This is a genomic window from Streptomyces sp. NPDC036813 (assembly GCF_055609245.1).
Genome location: NZ_JBVJPV010000006.1, coordinates 21,400 through 41,933 on the forward strand (window position 1 = coordinate 21,400; position 20,534 = coordinate 41,933).

The 20,534-nt window shown below is 70.5% G+C and carries 16 protein-coding genes; 15 read left to right on the forward strand and 1 reads right to left on the reverse strand.

The annotated features are described in order from the left end of the window. Positions 1-53 precede the first annotated feature (53 nt). The 3 genes from ACZ67Q_RS14520 (at position 54) to ACZ67Q_RS14530 (ending at position 4,390) form a co-directional block, all read left to right on the forward strand. Complete coding sequence (locus ACZ67Q_RS14520; protein WP_471181151.1) at positions 54-2,753, forward strand: beta propeller repeat protein; 2,700 nt, start codon at positions 54-56, stop codon at positions 2,751-2,753. Positions 2,754-3,028: 275 nt separating this feature from the next. Then, complete coding sequence (locus ACZ67Q_RS14525) at positions 3,029-3,634, forward strand: dihydrofolate reductase family protein (protein WP_471181153.1); 606 nt, start codon at positions 3,029-3,031, stop codon at positions 3,632-3,634. Positions 3,635-3,742: 108 nt separating this feature from the next. Then, on the forward strand, positions 3,743-4,390 hold the full coding sequence (locus ACZ67Q_RS14530; RefSeq protein ID WP_471181925.1) for an SDR family NAD(P)-dependent oxidoreductase: 648 nt from the start codon (positions 3,743-3,745) through the stop codon (positions 4,388-4,390). Positions 4,391-4,552: 162 nt separating this feature from the next. On the opposite strand, the gene ACZ67Q_RS14535 is transcribed toward ACZ67Q_RS14530, so the two are convergent. After that, the gene (locus ACZ67Q_RS14535) at positions 4,553-5,287 is read right to left on the reverse strand and encodes a dienelactone hydrolase family protein (protein WP_471181156.1); all 735 of its coding nucleotides are present in this window, start codon (positions 5,285-5,287) and stop codon (positions 4,553-4,555) included. A gap of 311 nt (positions 5,288-5,598) precedes the next feature. Between ACZ67Q_RS14535 and ACZ67Q_RS14540 the strand changes: the two genes are divergently transcribed. The 12 genes from ACZ67Q_RS14540 to ACZ67Q_RS14595 all read left to right on the forward strand — a co-directional run bounded on the left by ACZ67Q_RS14540 (position 5,599) and on the right by ACZ67Q_RS14595 (position 20,503). Then, positions 5,599-6,300 carry a hypothetical protein gene (locus tag ACZ67Q_RS14540; protein ID WP_471181159.1) on the forward strand — a complete coding sequence of 234 codons (702 nt, stop codon included), beginning with the start codon at positions 5,599-5,601 and terminating at the stop codon, positions 6,298-6,300. A 254-nt stretch (positions 6,301-6,554) separates the two neighbouring features. Continuing rightward, positions 6,555-8,264 (forward strand): thiamine pyrophosphate-binding protein, encoded by a 1,710-nt coding sequence (locus ACZ67Q_RS14545; protein ID WP_471181160.1) that lies wholly within the window; start codon positions 6,555-6,557, stop codon positions 8,262-8,264. Between the two features lie 2 nt (positions 8,265-8,266). Continuing rightward, entirely contained in the window at positions 8,267-9,484 is a 1,218-nt protein-coding gene (locus ACZ67Q_RS14550; RefSeq protein ID WP_471181163.1) for a CaiB/BaiF CoA transferase family protein, read from the forward strand. A 39-nt stretch (positions 9,485-9,523) separates the two neighbouring features. Next, positions 9,524-10,402: a cyclase family protein gene (locus ACZ67Q_RS14555; RefSeq protein ID WP_471181166.1), complete on the forward strand. Its 879-nt coding sequence runs from the start codon at positions 9,524-9,526 to the stop codon at positions 10,400-10,402. 35 nt (positions 10,403-10,437) lie between these two features. Next, entirely contained in the window at positions 10,438-11,634 is a 1,197-nt protein-coding gene (locus tag ACZ67Q_RS14560; protein ID WP_471181168.1) for a sugar ABC transporter substrate-binding protein, read from the forward strand. Between the two features lie 6 nt (positions 11,635-11,640). Next, positions 11,641-13,209, forward strand: coding sequence for an ATP-binding cassette domain-containing protein (locus ACZ67Q_RS14565; protein WP_471181171.1), 1,569 nt, complete (start codon positions 11,641-11,643; stop codon positions 13,207-13,209). Beyond that, the gene (locus tag ACZ67Q_RS14570; RefSeq protein WP_471181175.1) at positions 13,209-14,222 is read left to right on the forward strand and encodes an ABC transporter permease; all 1,014 of its coding nucleotides are present in this window, start codon (positions 13,209-13,211) and stop codon (positions 14,220-14,222) included. Before ACZ67Q_RS14565 ends, ACZ67Q_RS14570 begins: the two co-directional genes overlap by 1 nt. Positions 14,223-14,313: 91 nt before the next feature. Then, positions 14,314-15,072: a cyclase family protein gene (locus ACZ67Q_RS14575; protein ID WP_471181178.1), complete on the forward strand. Its 759-nt coding sequence runs from the start codon at positions 14,314-14,316 to the stop codon at positions 15,070-15,072. Further along, positions 15,069-16,118: a hypothetical protein gene (locus ACZ67Q_RS14580; RefSeq protein WP_471181181.1), complete on the forward strand. Its 1,050-nt coding sequence runs from the start codon at positions 15,069-15,071 to the stop codon at positions 16,116-16,118. Before ACZ67Q_RS14575 ends, ACZ67Q_RS14580 begins: the two co-directional genes overlap by 4 nt. Before the next feature lie 36 nt (positions 16,119-16,154). Beyond that, entirely contained in the window at positions 16,155-16,868 is a 714-nt protein-coding gene (locus ACZ67Q_RS14585) for a GntR family transcriptional regulator (protein ID WP_471181183.1), read from the forward strand. 6 nt (positions 16,869-16,874) lie between these two features. Beyond that, positions 16,875-18,323: a xylulokinase gene (locus ACZ67Q_RS14590; RefSeq protein WP_471181186.1), complete on the forward strand. Its 1,449-nt coding sequence runs from the start codon at positions 16,875-16,877 to the stop codon at positions 18,321-18,323. Between the two features lie 314 nt (positions 18,324-18,637). Further along, on the forward strand, positions 18,638-20,503 hold the full coding sequence (locus tag ACZ67Q_RS14595) for an alpha/beta fold hydrolase (RefSeq protein ID WP_471181188.1): 1,866 nt from the start codon (positions 18,638-18,640) through the stop codon (positions 20,501-20,503). The last annotated feature ends 31 nt before the right edge of the window (positions 20,504-20,534 follow it).

The following is a 20,534-nucleotide window of genomic DNA, read 5'->3' on the forward strand; positions in this document are numbered from 1 at the left end:
TCCCCCCTGCGCCCGGGACACCCCCATGCACCGTGGCGCAGGGAGGAGAGGGCATGCTGCCCCCGACACATCAGCGACGGTTCATCACCTGCACCGTCGTGGCTGCCGCTTTCGGACTGGTGAGCACCCAGTCGTTCGCGGCGTCGAGCGACACCAGACCCCGGCCCTGGCAGGCGCACCACCAGGCCGCCATCGGCCGGCAGCACATCAAGGCGGTGCACGCCGGCGACGCCATGTCCGCGTTCACCCCGGAAGGCGACGAGGACGGCGCCGACGAGGCCGAGAACTCCGCCGAGGCGACCGCCCAGTTCACCGAGGCCCGCACCGCGCCCGGCGTGGTCGCGCCCGGCGCCTACGGCGCTGCCTGGCAACAGCTGCAGTCCATGCGGCACACGCCCGGCAGCTGGGACCACGTCACCAAGAAGCCGTACGACTCCGACGACCCCCGCTACCGCGATGTGAACTCCAACTCCAGTGGCGGCGCGGGGCAGGTGACCGGTCGCATCACCGGGATCGCCGCCGACAGCCAGGGTTACGTGTACGCGGGTGGCGCCAACGGCGGTGTCTTCCGGTCCAGGACCGGCGGCGGGCACTGGAAACCGATCGCCGACAAGCTGCCCTCCCTGTCGACCGGCACGCTCGCCCTGGACGGCGGGAACCGGCTCTGGTACGCCACGGGCGAGTCCAACACCGGTGCCACGTCCTTCGTCGGTACGGGCGTGTACGTCCTGAAGGACCCGCGCCACGGGCAGTTCCAGCCCGGCGACCGCGTCGGCGGCGCGGAACTGGAGTCCACGGTCATCCACGCGCTGCGCTTCGCCGGCACCAAGGTGTGGGCCGCCACCAGCACCGGCGTCTGGTCGCACTCCACGACCACGCTGTCCGGGCCGTGGAAGCGGGAGTTCGCGCCCAACCCGGAGTATCTGCCGGGCGGTTCCAAGGCGGACGACCCGAGCGCGCCGTACAAGAACATCGCCAACGACATCGCCTTCGACCCCAAGGACCCGGACAAGGTCCTGCTCGCGGTCGGCTGGCGCGGCGGCGACACCTACAACGGGCTCTACGCCAAGCAGGGCAACGGCAGTTGGAAGCCGGTCAGCGGCCTCGGAGATCTGCCCACCAGCAGCGACGACGTGGGCAACATGACGTTCGCCGCGGCGGCCGACGGATCGCGCCTGTACGCCATCGACCAGTCCCCGGCGCAGACGGCCGCCAACCCGGACAGCGGGCTCAAGGGCGTGTACGTGTCCAAGAACGGCTCGCCGTTCGGCCCGTGGACGCTGATCGCGGACTACACCAAGCTGAAGGCGTCCGGCTCCGCCCTCCAGGGCGACGGCTACCAGCCTGGCATCCAGTCCTGGTACAACCAGTTCCTCCAGGTCGACCCGGCCGACGCCGACCACCTCTATCTCGGCCTGGAAGAGGTCTTCGAGACCAAGAACGGCGGCTCGACCTGGACCACCCCGGGCCCGTACTGGAACTTCCCCTTCCCCTGCTGGAGCATCGACCCGGCCAAGCAGACCGGCGACTGCTCACCCACCACGCACTCCGACCAGCACGCGGTCGCGATCGGCAGCTACAAGGGCAAGACCTGGGCGTACGTCGGCAACGACGGCGGCATCTACCGCCGCCCGCTGAACGGCGCCGTCGACTCCGGCGGGCACGCCAAGGACTGGCAGTCCCTGAGCGACGGCACCCTCGACACCCTCCAGTACTACTCGGTGGGCGTCGGTAAGGACCTCGCGGGCGGTGGCGTCTCGGTGACCGGCGGCCTGCAGGACAACGGCCAGTCGATCCTGCGCGGCCACGACAAGGTCATGGGCTCCGACTTCGGCGGCGACGGCGGCGACACCATCGCCGACCCCGCCAACGGCTGCAACATCGCCGAGGAATACGTCTACCTCGACATGTGGGTCACCCAGAACTGCGGTGTCAACGACGGCTCGTGGACGACCGACCCGGCCAAGGCCACCGAGTACGAGGTCGCCCCGCCGGACAAGGACCAGGGCGGCGCGGGCGCCCGCTTCATCGCGCCGATCACCGCCGACGCCAAGAACACCGGCACCTGGATCGCCGGCGGCCGGCACGTGTGGGTGAACACCAAGGGCTTCGCCATCCGCTCCGGCAAGGAGTGGACGAACGCCTACGATCTCGGTGAGGGCCACGTGGCCACCGCTGTGGCGTCCTCCGGCGGCACGGTCTATGTCGGCTGGTGCGGCCCCTGCAACAACCAGGGCTTCACCCGCGGCATCGCGGTCGGCGAGGCTGGGGGCACCTCCCGGACGAAGTCTGGGAGAGGAACCGGCTGGCACCAGCTGAACCTGCCGGTCGACGGCACCGTTCCGAACCGCTATGTCTCCGGCTTCGACATCGACCCGGCCGACGCCCAGCACGTCTTCGTGGCGATCAACGGCTTCTCCCGCAAGTGGACCGAGGGCCCCGGCGCGGGGGTCGGCCACGTCTTCGAGTCGAGGAACGGCGGCGCCGACTGGACGGACGTCTCCGCCAACCTGCCCGACGTTCCCGCCAACACCGTGAAGCTCCTCCCGAACGGCGGCCTCGCCATCGGAACCGACCTGGCCACCTTCTACCGCCCGGCAGGGGCCACCCAATGGGAGGTCCTGGGCCACGCCCTGCCGAGCACGGTCGTGATGCAGCTGCGCCTCGGCCCCGACGGCAAGCTGTACGCGGCCACGCACGGCCGCGGCATCTGGTCCTTCGACGTACGACGTCTCAAGGGCCGTAAGAACTGATCACAAGGCCTACGTCTCCACCGGCGGCCGGTGCACCCCCCTCGCGGGAGGCGCACCGGCCGCTCGACATCATGCTCAGGGACGGCACCTCGTACGAACCCTGCCCCCCGGGCCAGGGCCTCCGCCGTCTGCCGGGTCACCGCCGTGTCCTCGACGTCCAGCAGCAGCCCCACCAGCACTTCCGCACCTCACGGGCCCGACTCGCGCGCCGCCGGGGTTCCACCGATGAGTTTATGGCGGTCGTGCGGTCTACCTGCCGACGAAAGGAGCGCACCATGCGCGAGATCATCGTTTGCACGTTCCTGACGCTGGACGGCGTCATGCAGGCGCCAGGCGGTCCGGACGAGGACGTTCAGAGCGGCTTCGAGCACGGCGGCTGGCAGAAGCCGGTGTCCGACGACGAGGTCGGCGCGGCCATCTCCGGCTGGTACGAGCCCTCCGACGCGATGCTGCTCGGCCGCAAGACGTATGAGATCTTCGCGTCGTACTGGCCGACCGCCGATCCCGCCAACCCGTTCACTGACCGGATGAACAGCATGCAGAAGTACGTGGCGTCTCGGACCCTGACGTCCCTCGAGTGGCAGAACTCCACGCTGCTGGAGGGCGACATCGTCGACGCCGTACGCAACCTGAAAGAGTCCGACGGTGGCAACATCAACGTCGTCGGCAGCGGTGACTTCGCCCAGACTCTCATGCGGCACGGCCTTGTCGACGAGTACCGGCTGACCATCCATCCGGTGATCATCGGCACCGGCAAGCGGCTGTTCGCCGACGGAGCGATCCCCACGGCGCTGGAGCCGGTCAGCGTCTCGACGACGAAGGGGGGCACCATCGTCGGCGTCTACCGGCCGAACGGCAAGCCCACCTACGACAGCTACTAGGGGCTTCTTGGGCGGGTCGGTGTTCTTCATGAGCACGCTGCCTCAGAGCGCAAGGAGCCCGTCATCGTGTCTTCCGCATCCCGGAGCCGGCCGTGAGACGTTCACCGGCTGCCGTCCGCCGAGGGCCGGACCTTCCTGGTCACCGGGGGTAATGCCGGGATCGGCTACTTCGCCGCGGAGCAGCTCGCCGCCACCGGCGCGGTCGTCATACTCGGCAGCCGGGACCGCGCGAGGGCCGACGCCGCCATGGCCTCGATCCGCTCGCGCGTCCCCGGCGCGCGTGTGCGGCACCTTCCACTGGACCTCGCCGAGCTGTCGTCCCAGGACTATCGGCCCAAGCGCACCTACGCCCGTTCGAAGCTGGCGCCGATGTGCTTCGGCTTCGAACTCGATCGCCGCCTGCGTGCCGTCGGAAGCACGGTGCTCAGTGTGGTGGCGCACCCCGGTGGCGCACTCGACTCCCTCACCCCCTCCCGCCCGCCGGTAGCCGTGACACTCCCCGATGTGCGGCTGCGCGCCTTGCCCTGCGCGCTCCTGGTGCAAGGCAAGGACGCCGGAGCATGGCCCATCGTCCGTGCCGTCCTCGACCCCGAGGTGCAAGGAGGGCAGCTGTGGGGGCCGCGGGTCTTCGGCCTGCGTGGCAAACCGCGACGTGAGCCCGTTCCCTCCCACCTGGCCGACCCGGCCGTCGCCGCTCACCTGTGGTCCGCCGGCACGGAGTTGGCCGGTACCGAACCTCACCTCGGCTTCCGGTAGGCGCGAAGCCGCATCCCGGCGGCCAACCGGTGGCCGACCACACCGTCATGACGAGCCTTGCCCGGACGCGGCATGGATTCATGCACCACGACGGGTCGGATGGAGAGGTACGGCACGCTACCGCGCACCCCTCGTGAGCGTTCGAAAGCCCGGGCTGGAGCCTCAGCTGTCCGCCACGGTGCGGTCCAGGAGTGCGAGCAGGCGGTCCCAGTGGCGCTTCAGCCCGGAGGCGCTGAAAGCGTCGGTGTCGGACATGGTGAAGCCGTGGACGGTGCCGGGGTAGATCTCGGAGGTGTAGCCGACACCTGCCGCATCCAGGGCCCGGTTGAGCTCGCCGAGGACCTCAGGCGTCATGTCGCCTTCGGCATGGCCGAGGTGGACCTGGGCGGTGAGCTTGGAGAAGAGGTCGGCCCCATCGACCCCCACGGGACCGTGAAACGCGGCCACGGCCGCCACCTGGTCGGGGTGGGCCGCAGCGGTGCGCATCGCGTAGAGGCCGCCTATGCAGTAGCCGGTCACCGCGACCGGTCCGGTGCGGACCTCGGGCTGGGTGGTGAGGAACCTGAGGTAGGCGTCGGCGTCGCTCAGGACACGTTCGGCGGTGTGGGCCTCGATCAGGGGCATCAGCTGGGCGAAGACCGCGGGCCGGGCCTCTTCTCCGATGTACTCGGGAAGCTCGACCAGCGGTGCCGGGCCGTGCCGGTGGAAGGAGTTGGGGACGAGCACGTAGTAGCCGTGCCCGGCCAGTTCGCGGGCCATCTCGCGCAGCACGGGGCGGATGCCGGAGCCGTCGGCGTACATCAGCACCCCTGGGTGCCGCCCGCCACCTTCGGGGAAAGCGGCGAAGGCGTCGGCCTGGCCGCCCGTGGTGGGAATCCGCAGCGTCTTGGTGGGCATGAATGCTCCTGTCGTGGTTGATGTGCAGAGCCTGTGATCAACACGACGGAGGCGGAGCCCGCGCAGCAGCGCAAGAGTCTCGATCAAACAGCGGGCCCGAATCGGCCCGTACGGCGCTCAGAAGAGCCCCGGGTCACCGATCCGTGTGTGGCGCAAGGCCGTCCCGGTATTCATGACCGCACAGCGTACACCACCGGACACGAGCCGAGGCCGGCACTCCAGCCCGGTCAAATGCCGGTGCTGTCACGTCGATCGGCCGGGAGAGCCCGGGTCTGCGTACGGCTCCGACGGGGCCTGGAGAGAATCCCGGCATGGCGATGACACGGCACTGGTACTTCTCGTCCCCTGTCGCGGACGGGCACCCGCTCCTGGATGAACCCGGTTTCTGGCCCGCCTACTTGGTGGACCTGGCTGACGGGTTCGCGCCGGAGGCCTTCGGATCGGACGCGGGCGACGCGGAGGCCATGCTGGACACGCTCCATGACCCGTCGGCGTGGCCCGTGTTCACGGTGCCGCTGGCCGGCGGCTTCACGGTCGTCGTGCACTTCAACAGCGGCGAGGAGTTCACGACCAGGGACTACTTCCTCACCCATCCCGACTGGAGCCAGGATCTCGTCCTGGCCAGCGACGATCAGGACCGCATCGGCCCTGGACTGTGCTGGCCTGAGCTTGCCGCCCTGCTCGAGGCACCACCGGGCGCGGAAGGCGTTACCGACTCGCACGCCCGTCTCCTCCTTCTTCTGCCTGTTCTTGGCGACGCTGCGGTTCCGGAGGAGGCCGTGACTGCGGTGGTCGAGGCTCTGGTCGCCAACGGTGCCCCCGCGGCGAGCGAGGCGTTGGCCAGGCACCTGCTTCAGGGGCACCCCATGTGGGGAGCCGAGGACTGGTGGTACGACGATGACGAGCAGAGCTGGCTCTGCGAGGGCGGTCACAGCCCGCGGAAGGTCCCGCTGGGCGACCACCTGCCGCCGCAACAGCGAGCCGCCCTCGAAGCCTGCCTCGCTCCCCACTGACCATCTCGGACCCCGCTGGGAACGGCCCCGGCGTGAGGGACCCGAAGACCGAGCGCCTCGTCCTCAGTCGCGCCCCACACCTGGGGCATCGCGTCCGATGCCTACAGGTATGAGCGCCGGTCCCCCGCCCCCGGGGGCCGCGACGATCGTCCAGCAATCCCTTCTTGACATATGCCTCACATACGCCATCAATGGACATATCTAGACAACTAGATAGTTTTCGGGTGGGGCGCGGCGGAATGAAGGCAGGGGCCATGTCTGGATCGGTCACCGGTGGAGAGCTGGTCGTGAGGATGCTCGAGTCGTTGGGCGTCCGGACGGTCTTCGGGGTGCCGGGCGGTCAGACGCTCTCCATCACGGACGCGATCCTGGCCTCGCCGGTGATCGACTTCGTCACCGCCCGGCACGAGAACGCGGCGGCCGTCATGGCGGACGCCTACGGCCGGCTGACCGGGACGCCGGGGGTCTGTCTGGCGACGACGGGTCCCGGGGCGACCAACCTCCTCACCGGGGTGGGCGGGGCGGTCCGGGATTCCAGCCCGATGCTGGTGCTGACCTGCAACAACGCGGGCGAGAACATTCACCGGGATGACGCCCAGAACGCCGATCACGTCGAGCTGTTCCGGCCCCTCACCAAGTTCAGCCGCCTGGTGGCACACCCGAGCGCCCTGTGCCAGGCCGTCGAGGAGGCCTATCTGAACGCCATGTCCGGCAATCCCGGGCCGGCTCATCTGGACTTCGCCCGGGACACCATCGAGGGGCCGGTGGCCGAGGCGGACGCATCGGTGCCCGAGGGGGAACATCCGATGCGCCGGTGGGTGGTGCAGCGGCCCCGCGCCGATATGCGCGCGCTGGCCGATGTCGCCGGGCGGCTCTCGCGGGCCGAGCGGCCGGTGCTGTGGCTGGGCAACGGCTGCAACCGCTCCGGCGCGGGCGGGGCCGCCCTGGCGCTGGCCGAGGCCTTGCGGATACCGGTGATCACGACGTTCAACGGCATCGGGACCGTCCCGACCACGCACCCCTTGGTCTTCGGGGCACTGAGCCGGATGGGCACCCGGCTGTCCAGCCGTGTCATGGCCGACGCCGATCTGGTGCTCGCGGTCGGCAACAGCCTCAACGCCGTCTCGACGGGCCGGTGGCGGATGGACCTGCCGCACGTGATCCAGATCGACGTGGACCCCGCCATGCTCGGCCGCTACTACGGCCGCCGGACCACCGGGGTGGTGGCGGACGCGAGGGCCACGCTGGAGGAACTCCACAGTCTGCTGGCCGGCCGGGCCGACGAGTTCTCCGCCCGCCGCTCGGCCTGGATAGCCGAGCTGAAAGAGGCCGAAGAGCTCTGGTGGAAGGAGCCGGCCGCTGTGGTGGAGCCGGCGCAGACGGAGGGTCTGTCGCCCGCGGAGGTCGTACGACGGCTGCGCTCGGTCGCACCCGACGAGACCCTGCTCATCCCGGACGCCGGGAACCCGGGCGTGTGGTCGTACCTGTGGCAGATCCGGCAGCCGGGCAGCTACATCAAGCCGGTGGGCTTCGGGAACATGGGCTTCGCCGTCCCCGCCGCCGTCGCGGCCGCCGTGGCCGCCCCCGAACGCCCCGTCCTGGCCCTGGTCGGGGACGGTTCGCTCGGCATGAGTCTGGCGGAGCTGGAGACGCTGGTCCGGGTGGGCGGCCGCGTCGCGGTCGTCGTACTCAACGACGCGGGTTACGGCAACATCCGCCAGGAACAGATCGTCCACTACGACAACCGGACCATCGGCGTGGATTTCGGGCCGTCGGACTACGCCCGGGTCGCCCGCGGTCTCGGCCTGTCGGCCGAGCGGACCACCGGCCTGGAAGAGCTCGCCGAGCACGTCGCGGAAACTCTGGAGGGCCGCACGCCCGCCCTCTTCGACGTCCCCATCGACCAGAGCGTCAACGCCTGGACCTACCCCGCCTTCCGCCCCTATGAGCCGGAGGAGGGCTGATCATGACCGACAGCAGCACCGCCCGAGACACGGGCGCTTCCGGTGCACTGAACGGAATCAGGGTGCTGGACCTGTCCCGGTTCATCGCCGGACCGCTGTGCTGCCAGCTGCTCGGCGACATGGGCGCCGAGGTCATCAAGATCGAACGGCCCAGCGGCGAGGACGCCCGCAAGCACGCGCCGTTCCACCGGCAGCACAGCGTGTACACGATGGTCTACAACCGCAACAAGTACGGGGCCACGCTGGACACCCGCCGCCCCGAGGCACGGGCGCTCCTGGAGGACCTGGTCCGGCGCAGCGACATCGTGGTGGAGAACTACCGTCCCGGCACCATGGAGGCGATGGGCCTGCCCTACCGGCGGCTGGAGGAGCTGCGCCCCGGAATCATCCTGGTGTCCATCTCCGGCTTCGGGCAGACCGGGCCGCTCGCCCGCCGTGCCCTCTTCGACGCCATCGCGCAGGCCACGTCCGGGCTGATGAGCCTCACCGGTCCGCCGGACGGCGAGCCCACCCTGACGGGTACGTACATCGCTGACTACATCGCCGGGTTCCACGGAGCGATGGGGGCGATGCTCGCCCTGCTGCACCGGGACCGCACCGGGCAAGGACAGCACGTCGACGTGGCCTCCCTGGACGCGCTGTTCGCCTCTCTGGGCACTCGGCCCAGTGCCTACGCCATGCTGGGCGAGCATCCGCGGCGCAACGGCTCCCGCGACCTGCTCACCGGCCCGGCCAACGTCTTTCCCGCCGCCGACGGCTACGTGTACATCCACGCCGGGACCGACCCCCTCTTTCCCCGGCTGTGCCGGGCGATCGGCCGCCAGGACCTGGCGGCCGACGACAGGTACGCCTCGGTTCCGGGCCGTATGGCGCACATCGAGGAGCTCGAGGAAGCCGTCGCCGCCTGGACCAAGAGCCGTCCCTGCGACGAGATCGCGCACGTCCTGCAGGAGGCCGGCATTCCGTTCGGGAAGGTCAGCGACATCCCCGAAGTGGTCGACTCCGAGCAGATCAAGGCGCGGGAGATGATGCTCGACGTCGAGCACCCGGTCCTCGGCACCCTGCGTCTGCCGGGCATCCCGATCAAGATGAACGCCTCTCCCGGGTCGGTGCGCAAGGCGCCGCCCCTGGTGGGCGAGGACAACGACCACGTCTACGGGAACCTGCTGGGACGGTCCGAGGAGGAGATCGCCCGGCTGAAGTCCCTGGGGGTGATCTGAGTGAACACCTCCGCGCACCGGCGCCCCATCGATCCAGACATGGATCCCTCCGCGCACCGCCCCACCGGCCTGCGCGTGGACCCCTCCGTCCTGGCCCTGGCCGGTCAGGGCCGGGTGTTCGACCTGTCCTCCGGCTGGTGGCCCGGGATGCCGCTCGCGCCCGGTCACCCGCCGTTCCAGGTCCTCACCTTCCGGACACCGGCCGGTGAGCGTGCCCAAGGCGCCCGCGGTGAACTGGAGTTCCTGCGGGACAACGCCTCCCGGTTCGGGTTCATCTCCGAGATCCTGTCGTTCTGCGCCCACTCCGGCACCCATGTCGACGCCCTGGCGCACATCACGTCCGGGGAGAACGACGAGTGGTACGGCGGCTACTCGGCCCACGAGTACCTCGGCGACCACGGCCCCCTCACCCACGACGCGTCGACGCTGCCGCCCCTGCTGTGCAGGGCGGTCCTCGTGGACGCGCCCGGCGCGCTGGGACGTGACACGCTGCGGCCCCACCAGCACATCGACCCGGACCTGATCCTGCTGGCGCTGACACGGCAGCAGGTGCGGATCGAGGAGGGCGACGTGCTGCTGCTGCGCACCGGCACCATGAAGCACTGGCCGGACACCGGGGCGATGGCCACGGTCCAGGGAGCCGGGCTCGACCTGGACGGTGCGCGCATGCTCGCCCAGTACCGGCCGGCCGCCGTCGGCAGTGACACGGCAGCCGTCGAGGTCTCCCCCTCCGGTGTCCCGGGCGAACCCCAGCCGGTGCACCGGCTCCTGATCCGGGACCTCGGTATCCCCCTCATGGAATGGGTCTACCTCGAGGAACTCGCCGCGGCCGCGGTCCATGAGTTCCTGCTGCTCTGTCTCCCGCTCCCCATCACCGGCGCGACCGGCTCGCCCGTGCGGCCCGTCGCTGTCGCCTGATCCACCCATCCGTCCGTCACAGGAGACGCACCATCATGAAGACCACCCGCGGACGACACATACGCCGGACCGTCCTCGCCCTTCCGGTGGCGGCCGTCCTCGCCACCGGCACCGTGTGGGCCGGTGCCGCCTCGCACGCCCAGACCGCCTCGGGCAGTGGTCGCGGCGATCACGACACCGCGTCCTTCAGCGGCGGTCTGCCCACCGACCAGTGGAGCGACCTGCATCGCGCGGCGACCACCGAATCACCCTCCAAGTACCAGGGTCCGACCGCACCGGTCACCACCCCCAAGCACCTGAAGGTCGCCGTCATCACCTGCCTGAGCATCCTCAGCGGCTGCGTGTCGCCCGCCACGGGCGCCGAACAGGCGGCGAAGCAGCTCGGCTGGCAGGTCAGGGTCCTGGACGGCGGCGGGACGCCGGACAAGCAGAACGCCCAGATGCTCAACGCCCTGTCCTGGGGCGCCAACATCATCCTCAACATCGCCATCGACCCGAACGCGGTCCAGGACGGGCTGAGGGCCGCGAAGCACGCCGGCGTTCCGGTGGGCGCGGGATCCAACGGTCTGGACTCGCCCAACCCGCCCATCAAGCCGACCGGCAGCAACCTCGGTTACGCCTTCGACGTCGGGCCCGACTACGCCGCTCTCGGGACGAAGGCCGCGCAGTGGGTGCAGGCCGACTCCAAGGGCAAGGCCAACATCGTCGTCTACTCCGACAAGGAGTTCCCGTCCGTGCTGGCCCTGCAGAAGGGCTTGCTGGACGAACTGAAGAAGTGCAAGGACTGCACCGTGCAGCCGCTGCGCTACTTCACGGGGAACCAGGTGGCCCAGGTGCTGCCGCAGTCGGTCGTCAGCTACCTGCGTTCGCATCCTGACGTCGACTACATCTTCATCCCCTACGACCCGGCGGCGGCTGCGGTCGTGCCGGCGATCGCCCAGGCCGGCCTCGGCAACAAGGTGCGCCTGATCAGCGTGCTCGGCAGCCAGGAGAACCTGAACTTCGTGCGCAAGTCGCACGTCCAGGTCGCCGACGCCGCCTACGACAACCGGTACATGGGCTACGCGATGCTCGACCAGACATCGCGGCTGCTCACCAAGAAGCCACTGGCCGAGCCACACGGCGAGAACCTGCCCTTCGTCGTGCTGGACAAGGGCAACGTGCCCGCGTCCGGTTCCGACTGGCATGCCTCCTTCGACTACCCCAAGACATTCGACGGACTGTGGAAGTGATGTCCGATGACTGCCGCCCTGCACGGCGTCACCAAGCGGTTCGGGACCTTCGCGGCTCTGAACGAGGTGTCCCTGACCGTTGAGGACGGCGAGATCCACGCCCTGCTCGGCGCCAATGGCAGCGGCAAGTCGACCTTGGTCCGCACGATCACGGGAGTGTACGTACCCGACGCCGGGCGGATCCTGGTCGACGGCCGGGACGTCACCGGCGGATGGAGCCCGGCCGCCGCCGCGGCGGCCGGGGTGCGCGTGGTCCACCAGGAGGCCCCGCTGGTGGACCGGCTGTCGATCGCCGAGAACGTGGCCCTGTTCGCCGGCTATCCGCGTGCGGTGCCCGGCCGGATCGCCTGGCGAAAGCTTCGCGCCGACACCCAGCGGCTGCTCGACGACCTGTCGATCGAGCGGCGCAGCCGGGAACTGGCCGGGCGTCTCACCGGTGCCGAGCGGGCCATGCTCAGCGTGGAGCTGGCCGTACGCACCGCCGGCGAGGACCTGCGGCTGCTGGTGCTCGACGAGGCCACGGCGGCTCTGCCGGAGGCCGAGGCCGAGCCCTTCCTGCGGCTCGTGCGGGGGATTGCCGACGGCGGCCTTCCGGTCCTGGCCGTCACCCACCGCCTTGCCGAGCTCGCCTACGCGGACCGGGTCAGCGTGCTCGACGCCGGCCGGCTGGTGCTGGCGGGGCCCGCCGCCAAGGTGGAACGCTCCGAGATCGTACGGATGATGCGCGGCAGCGCCCAGGCAGCGCGCCCGGCCGAGGAGGCGCACGCCGGGGCGCGGACCGAGGCCGCCCGGGGCGTGACGGGGATCGCCGCCCTGTGGGGGCACACGGCCGACAGCCGCGGCCGCGCCCCTGTGCCGCAGCCGAAGAACGGTCCTGTGCTCCATGTGCGGGGCCTGAGCGGACACGATGTCGACGGACTCGACCTCAGCCTCATGCCGGGCGAGATCGTCGGGGTCATCGGGGTGCGCGGCAGCGGCCTGGAGGAGCTGCCACGGCTGCTCACCGGTGCGGAACAGCGCCGTGCGGGCACCATCGAGGTCGCCGGCCACCGGCTGCCCGGCACGCTGCCGCCGAGGGTGGCGATCCGCCGGGGTCTGGTGTTCCTGCCCGCAGACCGGCTCCACGAGGGCGGCATCCACACCCTCCCCGTCAGCGAGAACGTGATCCTCCCCGAAGCGCGCAAGTTCTGGCACCGGCGGGCCGCGATGCGCGCGGCGGTCCGGCAGGTCGTGTCCTACCTCGACGTGCGGCCCACCGACGCGTCCACTGTCTTCGGCCGCCTGTCCGGCGGCAACCAGCAGAAGGTCATCCTGGGCCGGCTGCTGCGCATGCGTCCGCGTGTCCTCGTCCTCGCCGACCCCACCTACGGCGTCGACCCCGCCGCTCGCGAGGTGATGTTCGACGCCATCCGCGACGCCGGCGCGAGCGGTGTCGCCGTCCTGATGACCTCTACCGAACCCGAGCAGATGGCGGGACTGTGCGACCGGGTCCTGGTGCTGCACCACGGGCAGCTCGCCGAGGAGATCTCCGGGCCTGCCATGACCGCCGAGAACCTCATGACGAAGGCCCTGTGATGTCCGACAAGACCATCCGGCACGTCGATGCCGCGTCCGCCCACGCCGGACGCGAACGCCTCGCCCCGGCCCGGCTGCTGTCCTGGGTGAGCGGCTACGAGACAGTGGTGCTCCTCGCCCTGCTCGTGGTGGTCTTCACCTTTGCCTCCGACCGGTTCCTGACCGCCGCCAACCTCCAGAACGTCGCCCTCGTGCAGGCCGTCACGGCGACCATGACCCTCGCCGTCCTGATGCCCCTGATCATCGGGGAGTTCGACCTGTCCGTCGGGTATCTCATCGGCTTCCTGGCGATGCTCGAAGCCGTCGTGGCCCAGCACACCGGCAATCCGGTGCTCGTCATCGGCGCGGGCCCGGTCGTCGGCCTGCTCGTCGGCCTGGTCAACGGCGTGCTGACGGTCTACTTCAAGATAAGTTCCTTCATCGCCACCCTGGGTGTCGGCATCCTGCTCAGCGGCGGGGCCCAGGGCATCAGCAACGGCAAGGTCATCTTCGAGAACATCCCCTCCGCCCTGACGTCCCTCGCGTCCGACGACTTCCTCGGCCTGTCGCTGGCGGTGTGGCTGACCCTGCTGCTCGCCCTGATCCTCTTCTACGTCCTGGAGCACACCCCGTACGGCCGCTTCTGGTACGCCATCGGTGGCTCGGAGCGCGTGGCCTACCTGGCCGGGGTGCGGACCAACCGGATGCGCATGACCTCCTTCGCCGCGGCAGGGCTGATCGTGGGCATCGCGTCCAACTTCGCTCTCGCCCAGGCCGGATCGGCCAACCCCGGTTACGGGCCCGACCTGCTGCTGCCCGCCTACGCCGCGGCGTTCCTCGGGGTGGCCACCTACCGGCCCGGCTACTACAACGTCCTGGGCGCACTCGTCGCGATCATCCTGCTGGCCATCGGGTTCAACGGACTGAGTCTGCTGGGAGTGCCGTTCTGGGTGCAGCCCATCTTCAACGGAAGCGTGCTGATCATCGCCGTCCTCGTCGCCCGGCAGGAGACCCGCCAGGTGCGGACCGGTTGACACAGGCCCGACCGCCCGGGCCACCGGAACCTCCGCCGGTGCCGGGCACCGAACCACTCGACGCCCTGCGCACTTCGCCAAGGAGGACGGGATGCGGACACCGACGGCGGGGCACGGCCCGAAGACCGCCCGGGCACTGGGCGAGATACTCGCCGGGGCCCGACTGGTCGACCTCAGCCGGACCCTGGAAGAGGGCATGCCCACCTATCCCACTCACACCAAGTACTTCCAGAATCCATGGCTGTCGATGGGCGACGTCGCCCGCATGAACCAGCTCGTGCTCGGCGAGCACACCGGCACCCACGTCGACAGCCCCTGCCACTTCCCGATCGAGGGCCCGCACGCCCGCGTCAGCGTCGAGGAGCTTGCGCTCACGGCGCTCACCGGACGCTGTGCGACCGTCACCCTGGACCCGCCGCCCGGACCCGACGAGATGGTCGGCCCACAGCCCCTGCGTGACTGGGAGGAGCACCACGGGCCGTTCGAGGCCGGCGACATCGTGCTGCTGGACTTCCAGTGGGGCCGCACCCGCTGGGGCCTGCACGAGGGCGGCTTCGCCCACCTGCAGAACTGGCCGGGCATCGCGCGCGAGACGGCCGAGCTGTTGCGCGAGCGCTCCGTGCGGGCGGTGGGCACCGACTGCGTCAGCCTCGACAGCGGCGACGGCGGACGCGGTGCACTCCCGGCGCACTACGTCCTGTTGTCCGCGGGTGTGCTCATCATCGAGAACCTGGCCAACCTCGACCGGCTGCCGGCGCTCAGCTTCTTCCTGGCGTTCCCGCTGCGCATCGCGCACGGCACCGGCTCCCCCGTGCGCGCTGTGGCCGTCGTGGAGGGAGAAGAGCAGTGACCGCACATCACACGGCGGTTCTCGGTCGCAACCTCACCGACCCGTCCCGCGCCGCACACGAGAAGGACCTCGAGGCAGGTCTGAAACCGCCGGTGTTCGACGAGATCGTCATTCCCGAGGAGTTCGGCCCCGTGGACCTGCTGGTGGACGACCTCAAGGTCAAGCGTTTCGCGTTCACGCAGGACGACCACGGCGACTGGTACCTGCGCGCCGGCCCCGACGGCCCGCGCATCGGCCACGCCGGACTGCTCGCCAACGACTTGCTGCAGCTGTTCACCCTGAAGTTCGCGGCCAGCCAGGTGGTGGGCCTGCACACCGAGGAGGAGCTCTGGTTCGACCGGCCCGTCCTGGTCGGGCAGCGCGTCCGGCTCGCCGGACGCTACGTCGAGACGTACGAGCGGCGAGGGCAGGGCTACGTCGTCATGGAGGCCGACGCCCGCGACGAGGAGGGCCGCACGCTGGTCCGCCACCGCGGTGTCGAGATCATGCGGACCACGCCGGGCGAGGTGGCCGGACGCGGCTCGGCCGGCCACGCCACCGGCCGCCGGGTCAGCGACGCGTACGACACCTCCGTACCCCTCGCGGAGCGTCTCGGCGGCAATGCGATGCCCGGCATGGGGCTGGAGCCGCTGCGCAAGGAGATCACGTTCGAGCAGATGGCCGTCTTCTCCCGCATCGGCGAGTTCGTCACCAACATCCATGACAACCTCGCCGCCGCACGGGCCGGCGGCCTACCGCTGCCCATCGTCCAGGGTCAGCAACTCGTCTGTTACGTGGCCGAGTTGCTCACCCGAGCCTTCGGCGCCGAGTGGTTTCGGACCGGCTGGCTGCACGTGAAGTTTCTGCGGCCCGTGAGCGCCTTCGACCGCGTCGAGGCCGCGGGGGCGGTGCGCGAGGTGGAGCGTGACGGCTCACGGACGCGGATCGGACTGGACGTGTGGGTGCGTCGCGGCGACGGAAGCCTGGCCGCGGTCGGATGGGCACGCGGCGAGGTGCCGACCCGCCGACCGACGCACGGAATTCCGCCGTTTGCGGGCATCATGTGACCAAAGCGCGCAATAACGACCCGAAGGAGGCACCGCGTGGCACGACTGCCCATGTACGAGGTGATCTACCGTGACCTCGACAGGCAGCTGTCCTGCGGCACCCTCAAGCCCGGTGACCAGCTGCCGTCCGAGGGGGAGATGGCGGAACGCTACGGCGTCAGCAGAATGACGGTGCGGCAGGCGGTGGGCCGCCTCACCGACGAACGCCGGCTGGTCCGCCGCCGCGGCGCGGGTACGTTCGTGGCCGACCATCCGGCCACCTTCCGCAAGGTGCACAGCCTCGGTCCGTACAGCGAGGACATCGGCCGGGGCGACGCCGTCATCGAGACCCTGGTCCATCTCCGCGAGGTCGCCGACGCACCCGAGGACGTCAGCGACAGACTCGGCCTCAAACCCCGGCAGAAAGTCATTCGGCTGCTGCGGCTGCGTGTCGTCGACGGACAGCCGGCGGCCATCCAGGACTCCTGGATCCCTTATGGATTGGCACCCTCCCTGGCCGATGACGAACTGCTCGGCGGCTCCCTCTACCGCACACTGGCCGACCGCTTCGGCATAAGACTCACCTGGGCCGAACAGGAGGTGTCGGCCTCCGCGGCCAGCGCCGAGCAGGCGGCACTGCTCCAGGTGCCACCGGGCACCCCGCTCATCGCCATCACCAGGCTCGCCCACGGTGACGGAACCGGGCCGGTCGAGTTCGCGCGCAGCTGGAGCCGACCCGAATTCCCGCTGCTCATCAGGCTGGAGAGGTGAGGCACCATGGCGACCGACGACGTCGTGTGTGCCGTGGACGTGGGCACATCGGCGCTGCGGGCCGCCCTGGTGGCGTCCGACGGGCAACGGCTGCTTCAGGCCCGCAGCCCGCGTGGCGCCCACGAGGGCACCGAGACCTTCGACGCCGAGCGGCTGTGGGACGACCTGTGCGACGTCCTGCGTCAGGTCACCGACCACGCCGCACGCCCGCGGCTGCGGTGTCTCGCCATCGCGGGGCATATCGGTCAGGTTCTGGTGGACGAGCAGGGCCATCCGCTGGGCCGGGCCGGCGGGTGGGCCGACTCGCGCGGCGTGCGTGAGGTCTCGGCCGCCTGGGCCGACCCGGCCACCCTCCGCCTGACCGGGCGGCCCGCGGTGACGGGCGGGGCCGTCCCCCTCCTGCACTGGCTGAAGGACACCGACCCGTCCCTGCACCAGCGCGTACGGTGGGCGCTCGCACCCAAGGACTTCCTGGTGCTGCGTCTGACCGGCGAGGCCGCCACCGACATGACCAGCGCCGCGTACACGCTCGGCAGCGACGTGATCCGCCGGGCCTGGGACCCCGGCCTGCTCGCCGTCGCGGGAAAGGGGCCGCAGCACTTCCCCGAGCAGCACGCCGCGACGGACATCGTCGGTGCCGTCACCGCGACCGCCGCGCGCATGACGGGCCTGCCCGAAGGCCTGCCGGTGGCCGCCGGAGGCCCCGACGGCACGGTCGGAGCCGCCGCTGTGGCAGGCTCGGCCCACCGCGCCGTCGTCGACGTGGCCGGTACGACCGACGTACTCACGCGGGTCATCGCATCCCCGCACGAACGCCCCACCGCTGCCGTGCTCAACCCCTTTCTCACTCCCGGGCTGTGGACCTGCGGCGGCGCGACCGGAATGACCGGCGGAGCGCTGGCCTACTGGGCCCGACTGCTGGGACTCGGCGACCCGGCCACCGCTCTGGACCGGCTGGGGTCCGCGCTCCGCGCCATTCCCGCGGGCAGCGACGGACTGTCCATGTCGCCGCTGCTCACGGGCAGCCGTTTCCCCGGCTGGGACCAGGGGGAACGGGGCGGACTGTGGGGTCTCGGCGAGCACCATGGCGCCGCCCATGTCCTGCGCGCCGCGCAGGAGGCTGCCGCGTACGTCGTACGCCAGGCCGTGGACATCCTCTTGAGCGACGACGCTCCCGACACCCCGATCGTGCTGGTCGGCGGGCCGTCGCACTCACCCGAACTGGCACAGCTGCGGGCGGACGTCCTCGGCCGACCCGTGCACGCCGGCTCCGAGCCCGACGCGAGCCTGCACGGTGCCGCACTCCTGGCGCTGGTCGCTGCGGGACTGGAGCCCAGCCTCGAGGCGGCGCAGGCCCGAACGGCACCCGGCCTGCGCCGGTTCACCCCGCAGGCCCCGATCGCGGCACGCTACGACGAGCTCTACCGGCAGTGGCTACGGGCCAAGGACGGATAGCCCTGGTGCGAGGCCACGCTCCGCCGGGCTGTCGGACGGCGGCGTCACCCGGGAATCGGCCTGGCGCCGGTCGCGGCAAGGGACATCCAGAGGCGGGCGGCCTCGTCGGGGGCGACGGCGTACTCCCGCACGCCGCCGTCGTCCATGGGTGCGAGGGCAGCGTCGCCGGCAGGCTCGTGCCTGACCCCATTGGGCCTGCTGGAGTGCGGGGCTCGAGTGGTCTTCGCAGTATGGCGTCTGACGATCCCCACCATGTGGCGACGAGTTCGATCGGTGCCGGTGCGTTGCCACCGGTAGCGGTTCGGAAGGACGACATGCCCATACGCAACCGCGGCACAGCTGCCGCAGCCGCCATGTTCCTGGCCGGCTTGACGGTGTTGTGCGCGGCTCCGGCCCACGGCACATCCAGCGTGGCCACCACCCGGCAGAAGCCCGCAGCGAAGGAGGGCGGCCCCCCGCTCATCAGCCGCCCACAGCCTGGTCCGCCGCCGGCACGGACGGCCGGTGAGCCCCTGTCCGCACGCGCGAAGGCCGGCACACACACCGTCGTCTCCGGAAACACGCTGTGGGACATCGCCCGGCAGACCCTCGGCACCGCACTGCGGTGGGACAGTGTCTACACCCTCAACCGGCAGACCATCGAGGACGATGCCCGCCGGCACGGATACGTTTCCAGTGACCGGGGCCACTGGATCTTTCCGGGAACCGTGCTCGCCCTGCCCCAGTCCCCGGCGGCACAGCCGCAGCCGTCGTCGCGGTTCGAGCCCGCTCCGTGCCCGACCACGTACGGAGAACTGAAGGACACCCGCTGCGGCTTCCTCGTCGTACCGGAAAACCGGGCCCGTCCCTCCACGCGAACCCTTCGCCTGGCCGTTGCGGTCGTCCGCTCGGCATCGCCGAAGCCGCACCCCGATCCGATCGTGTTCTTCACCGGCGGGCCCGGCGCGGACGCCCTCGGGAACATACCGGAACTCACCGAGGCCGGACTGAACCGCGACCGTGACCTGATCGTCCTGTCCCAGCGCGGAACGCTCTCGTCCCAGCGGCCGCTGACATGTCCCGAGATCGACCGGTTCTACAGGGAACGTGTGGGCCTCCTCTACGACGCACCCTCCACCGGAGACCGTTACGCCCAGGCGGCGGCCCGGTGCCGCGAGCGCCTGACAGCCCAGGGAGTCGATCCGGCTGCCTACAACACCAGCGAGAACGCCGCCGACGTGGCGGATCTGCGCAGGGCTCTGGGAATCCGGCAGTGGAACGTCCTCTCGCATTCCTACGGGACGCAACTGGCGCTGACCTACATGCGCATGTTCCCCGAAGGAATCCGCTCCGTGACCGTCGACGGCGTCGTACCGCCGTCCGTGGCGACGCCCGGATGGACGTGGAGCAGCATGCGGGAGGCGTTCGACAACATCGTGAGCGCCTGCGCGGCCCAGCCCTCGTGTCGGCAGCGCTACCCGGACGTCGGTGCCACCTTCCTGCGCATGGTGCGTCAGCTGGAGGCTCATCCGGTCACCACGCACGTGACGGTTCCGCAGGTCGGAAGGGTGAAGGTGGTCCTCGACGGCGGGGCACTGCTGAACTGGATGGTTCGTGCCAGTCACGCCCCCGACACCTTCCCGGTGGGCGTCGGCGAGTTGGCCCACGGTCATCCCGAGCGCATCGCCGAGCAGTGGGCGGCCGCCTGGCTTCCCGGCTCGCAAGGGATGTTCGCCCACGGGTTCTCGCTGAGCGTGTGGTGCAGCGAATGGGTTCCCTTCGAGACCCCCGGCGAACAGCTCGCCAAGGGACTGCGAGCCTTTCCCGAGCTCCCCCGCTCGGTCCTGGCCCAGGCGCCGCAGCTGCCGTTCCTGCGGCAGGCGTGCCAGGCCTGGAACGTCCCGAAGGCACCCGACTCCGTTCGTGCGGTCACTCGGAGCAGCATCCCCACCCTGGCCATCTCCGGGAGCTTCGACGCCCAGACCGGCGCTCAGTGGGGCAGTTACGTGGCCCGCACGCTCTCCCGCTCCACGGTGGTGACCCTGGCCGGTGTGGCCCACGGGACGTTCGACCAGCCGTGCGGGGCAAAGGTGATCACCTCCTTCTTCGACGACCCCGACCACCCCGACACCCGATGCGTGAGCTCGGTGAAACCGGCGCCGTTCGTCGTCGACGGCGAGGGAGCCGGAACCCGTGAATGAGGATCTGCTGTCGGCCGGCGCCGACACCGTC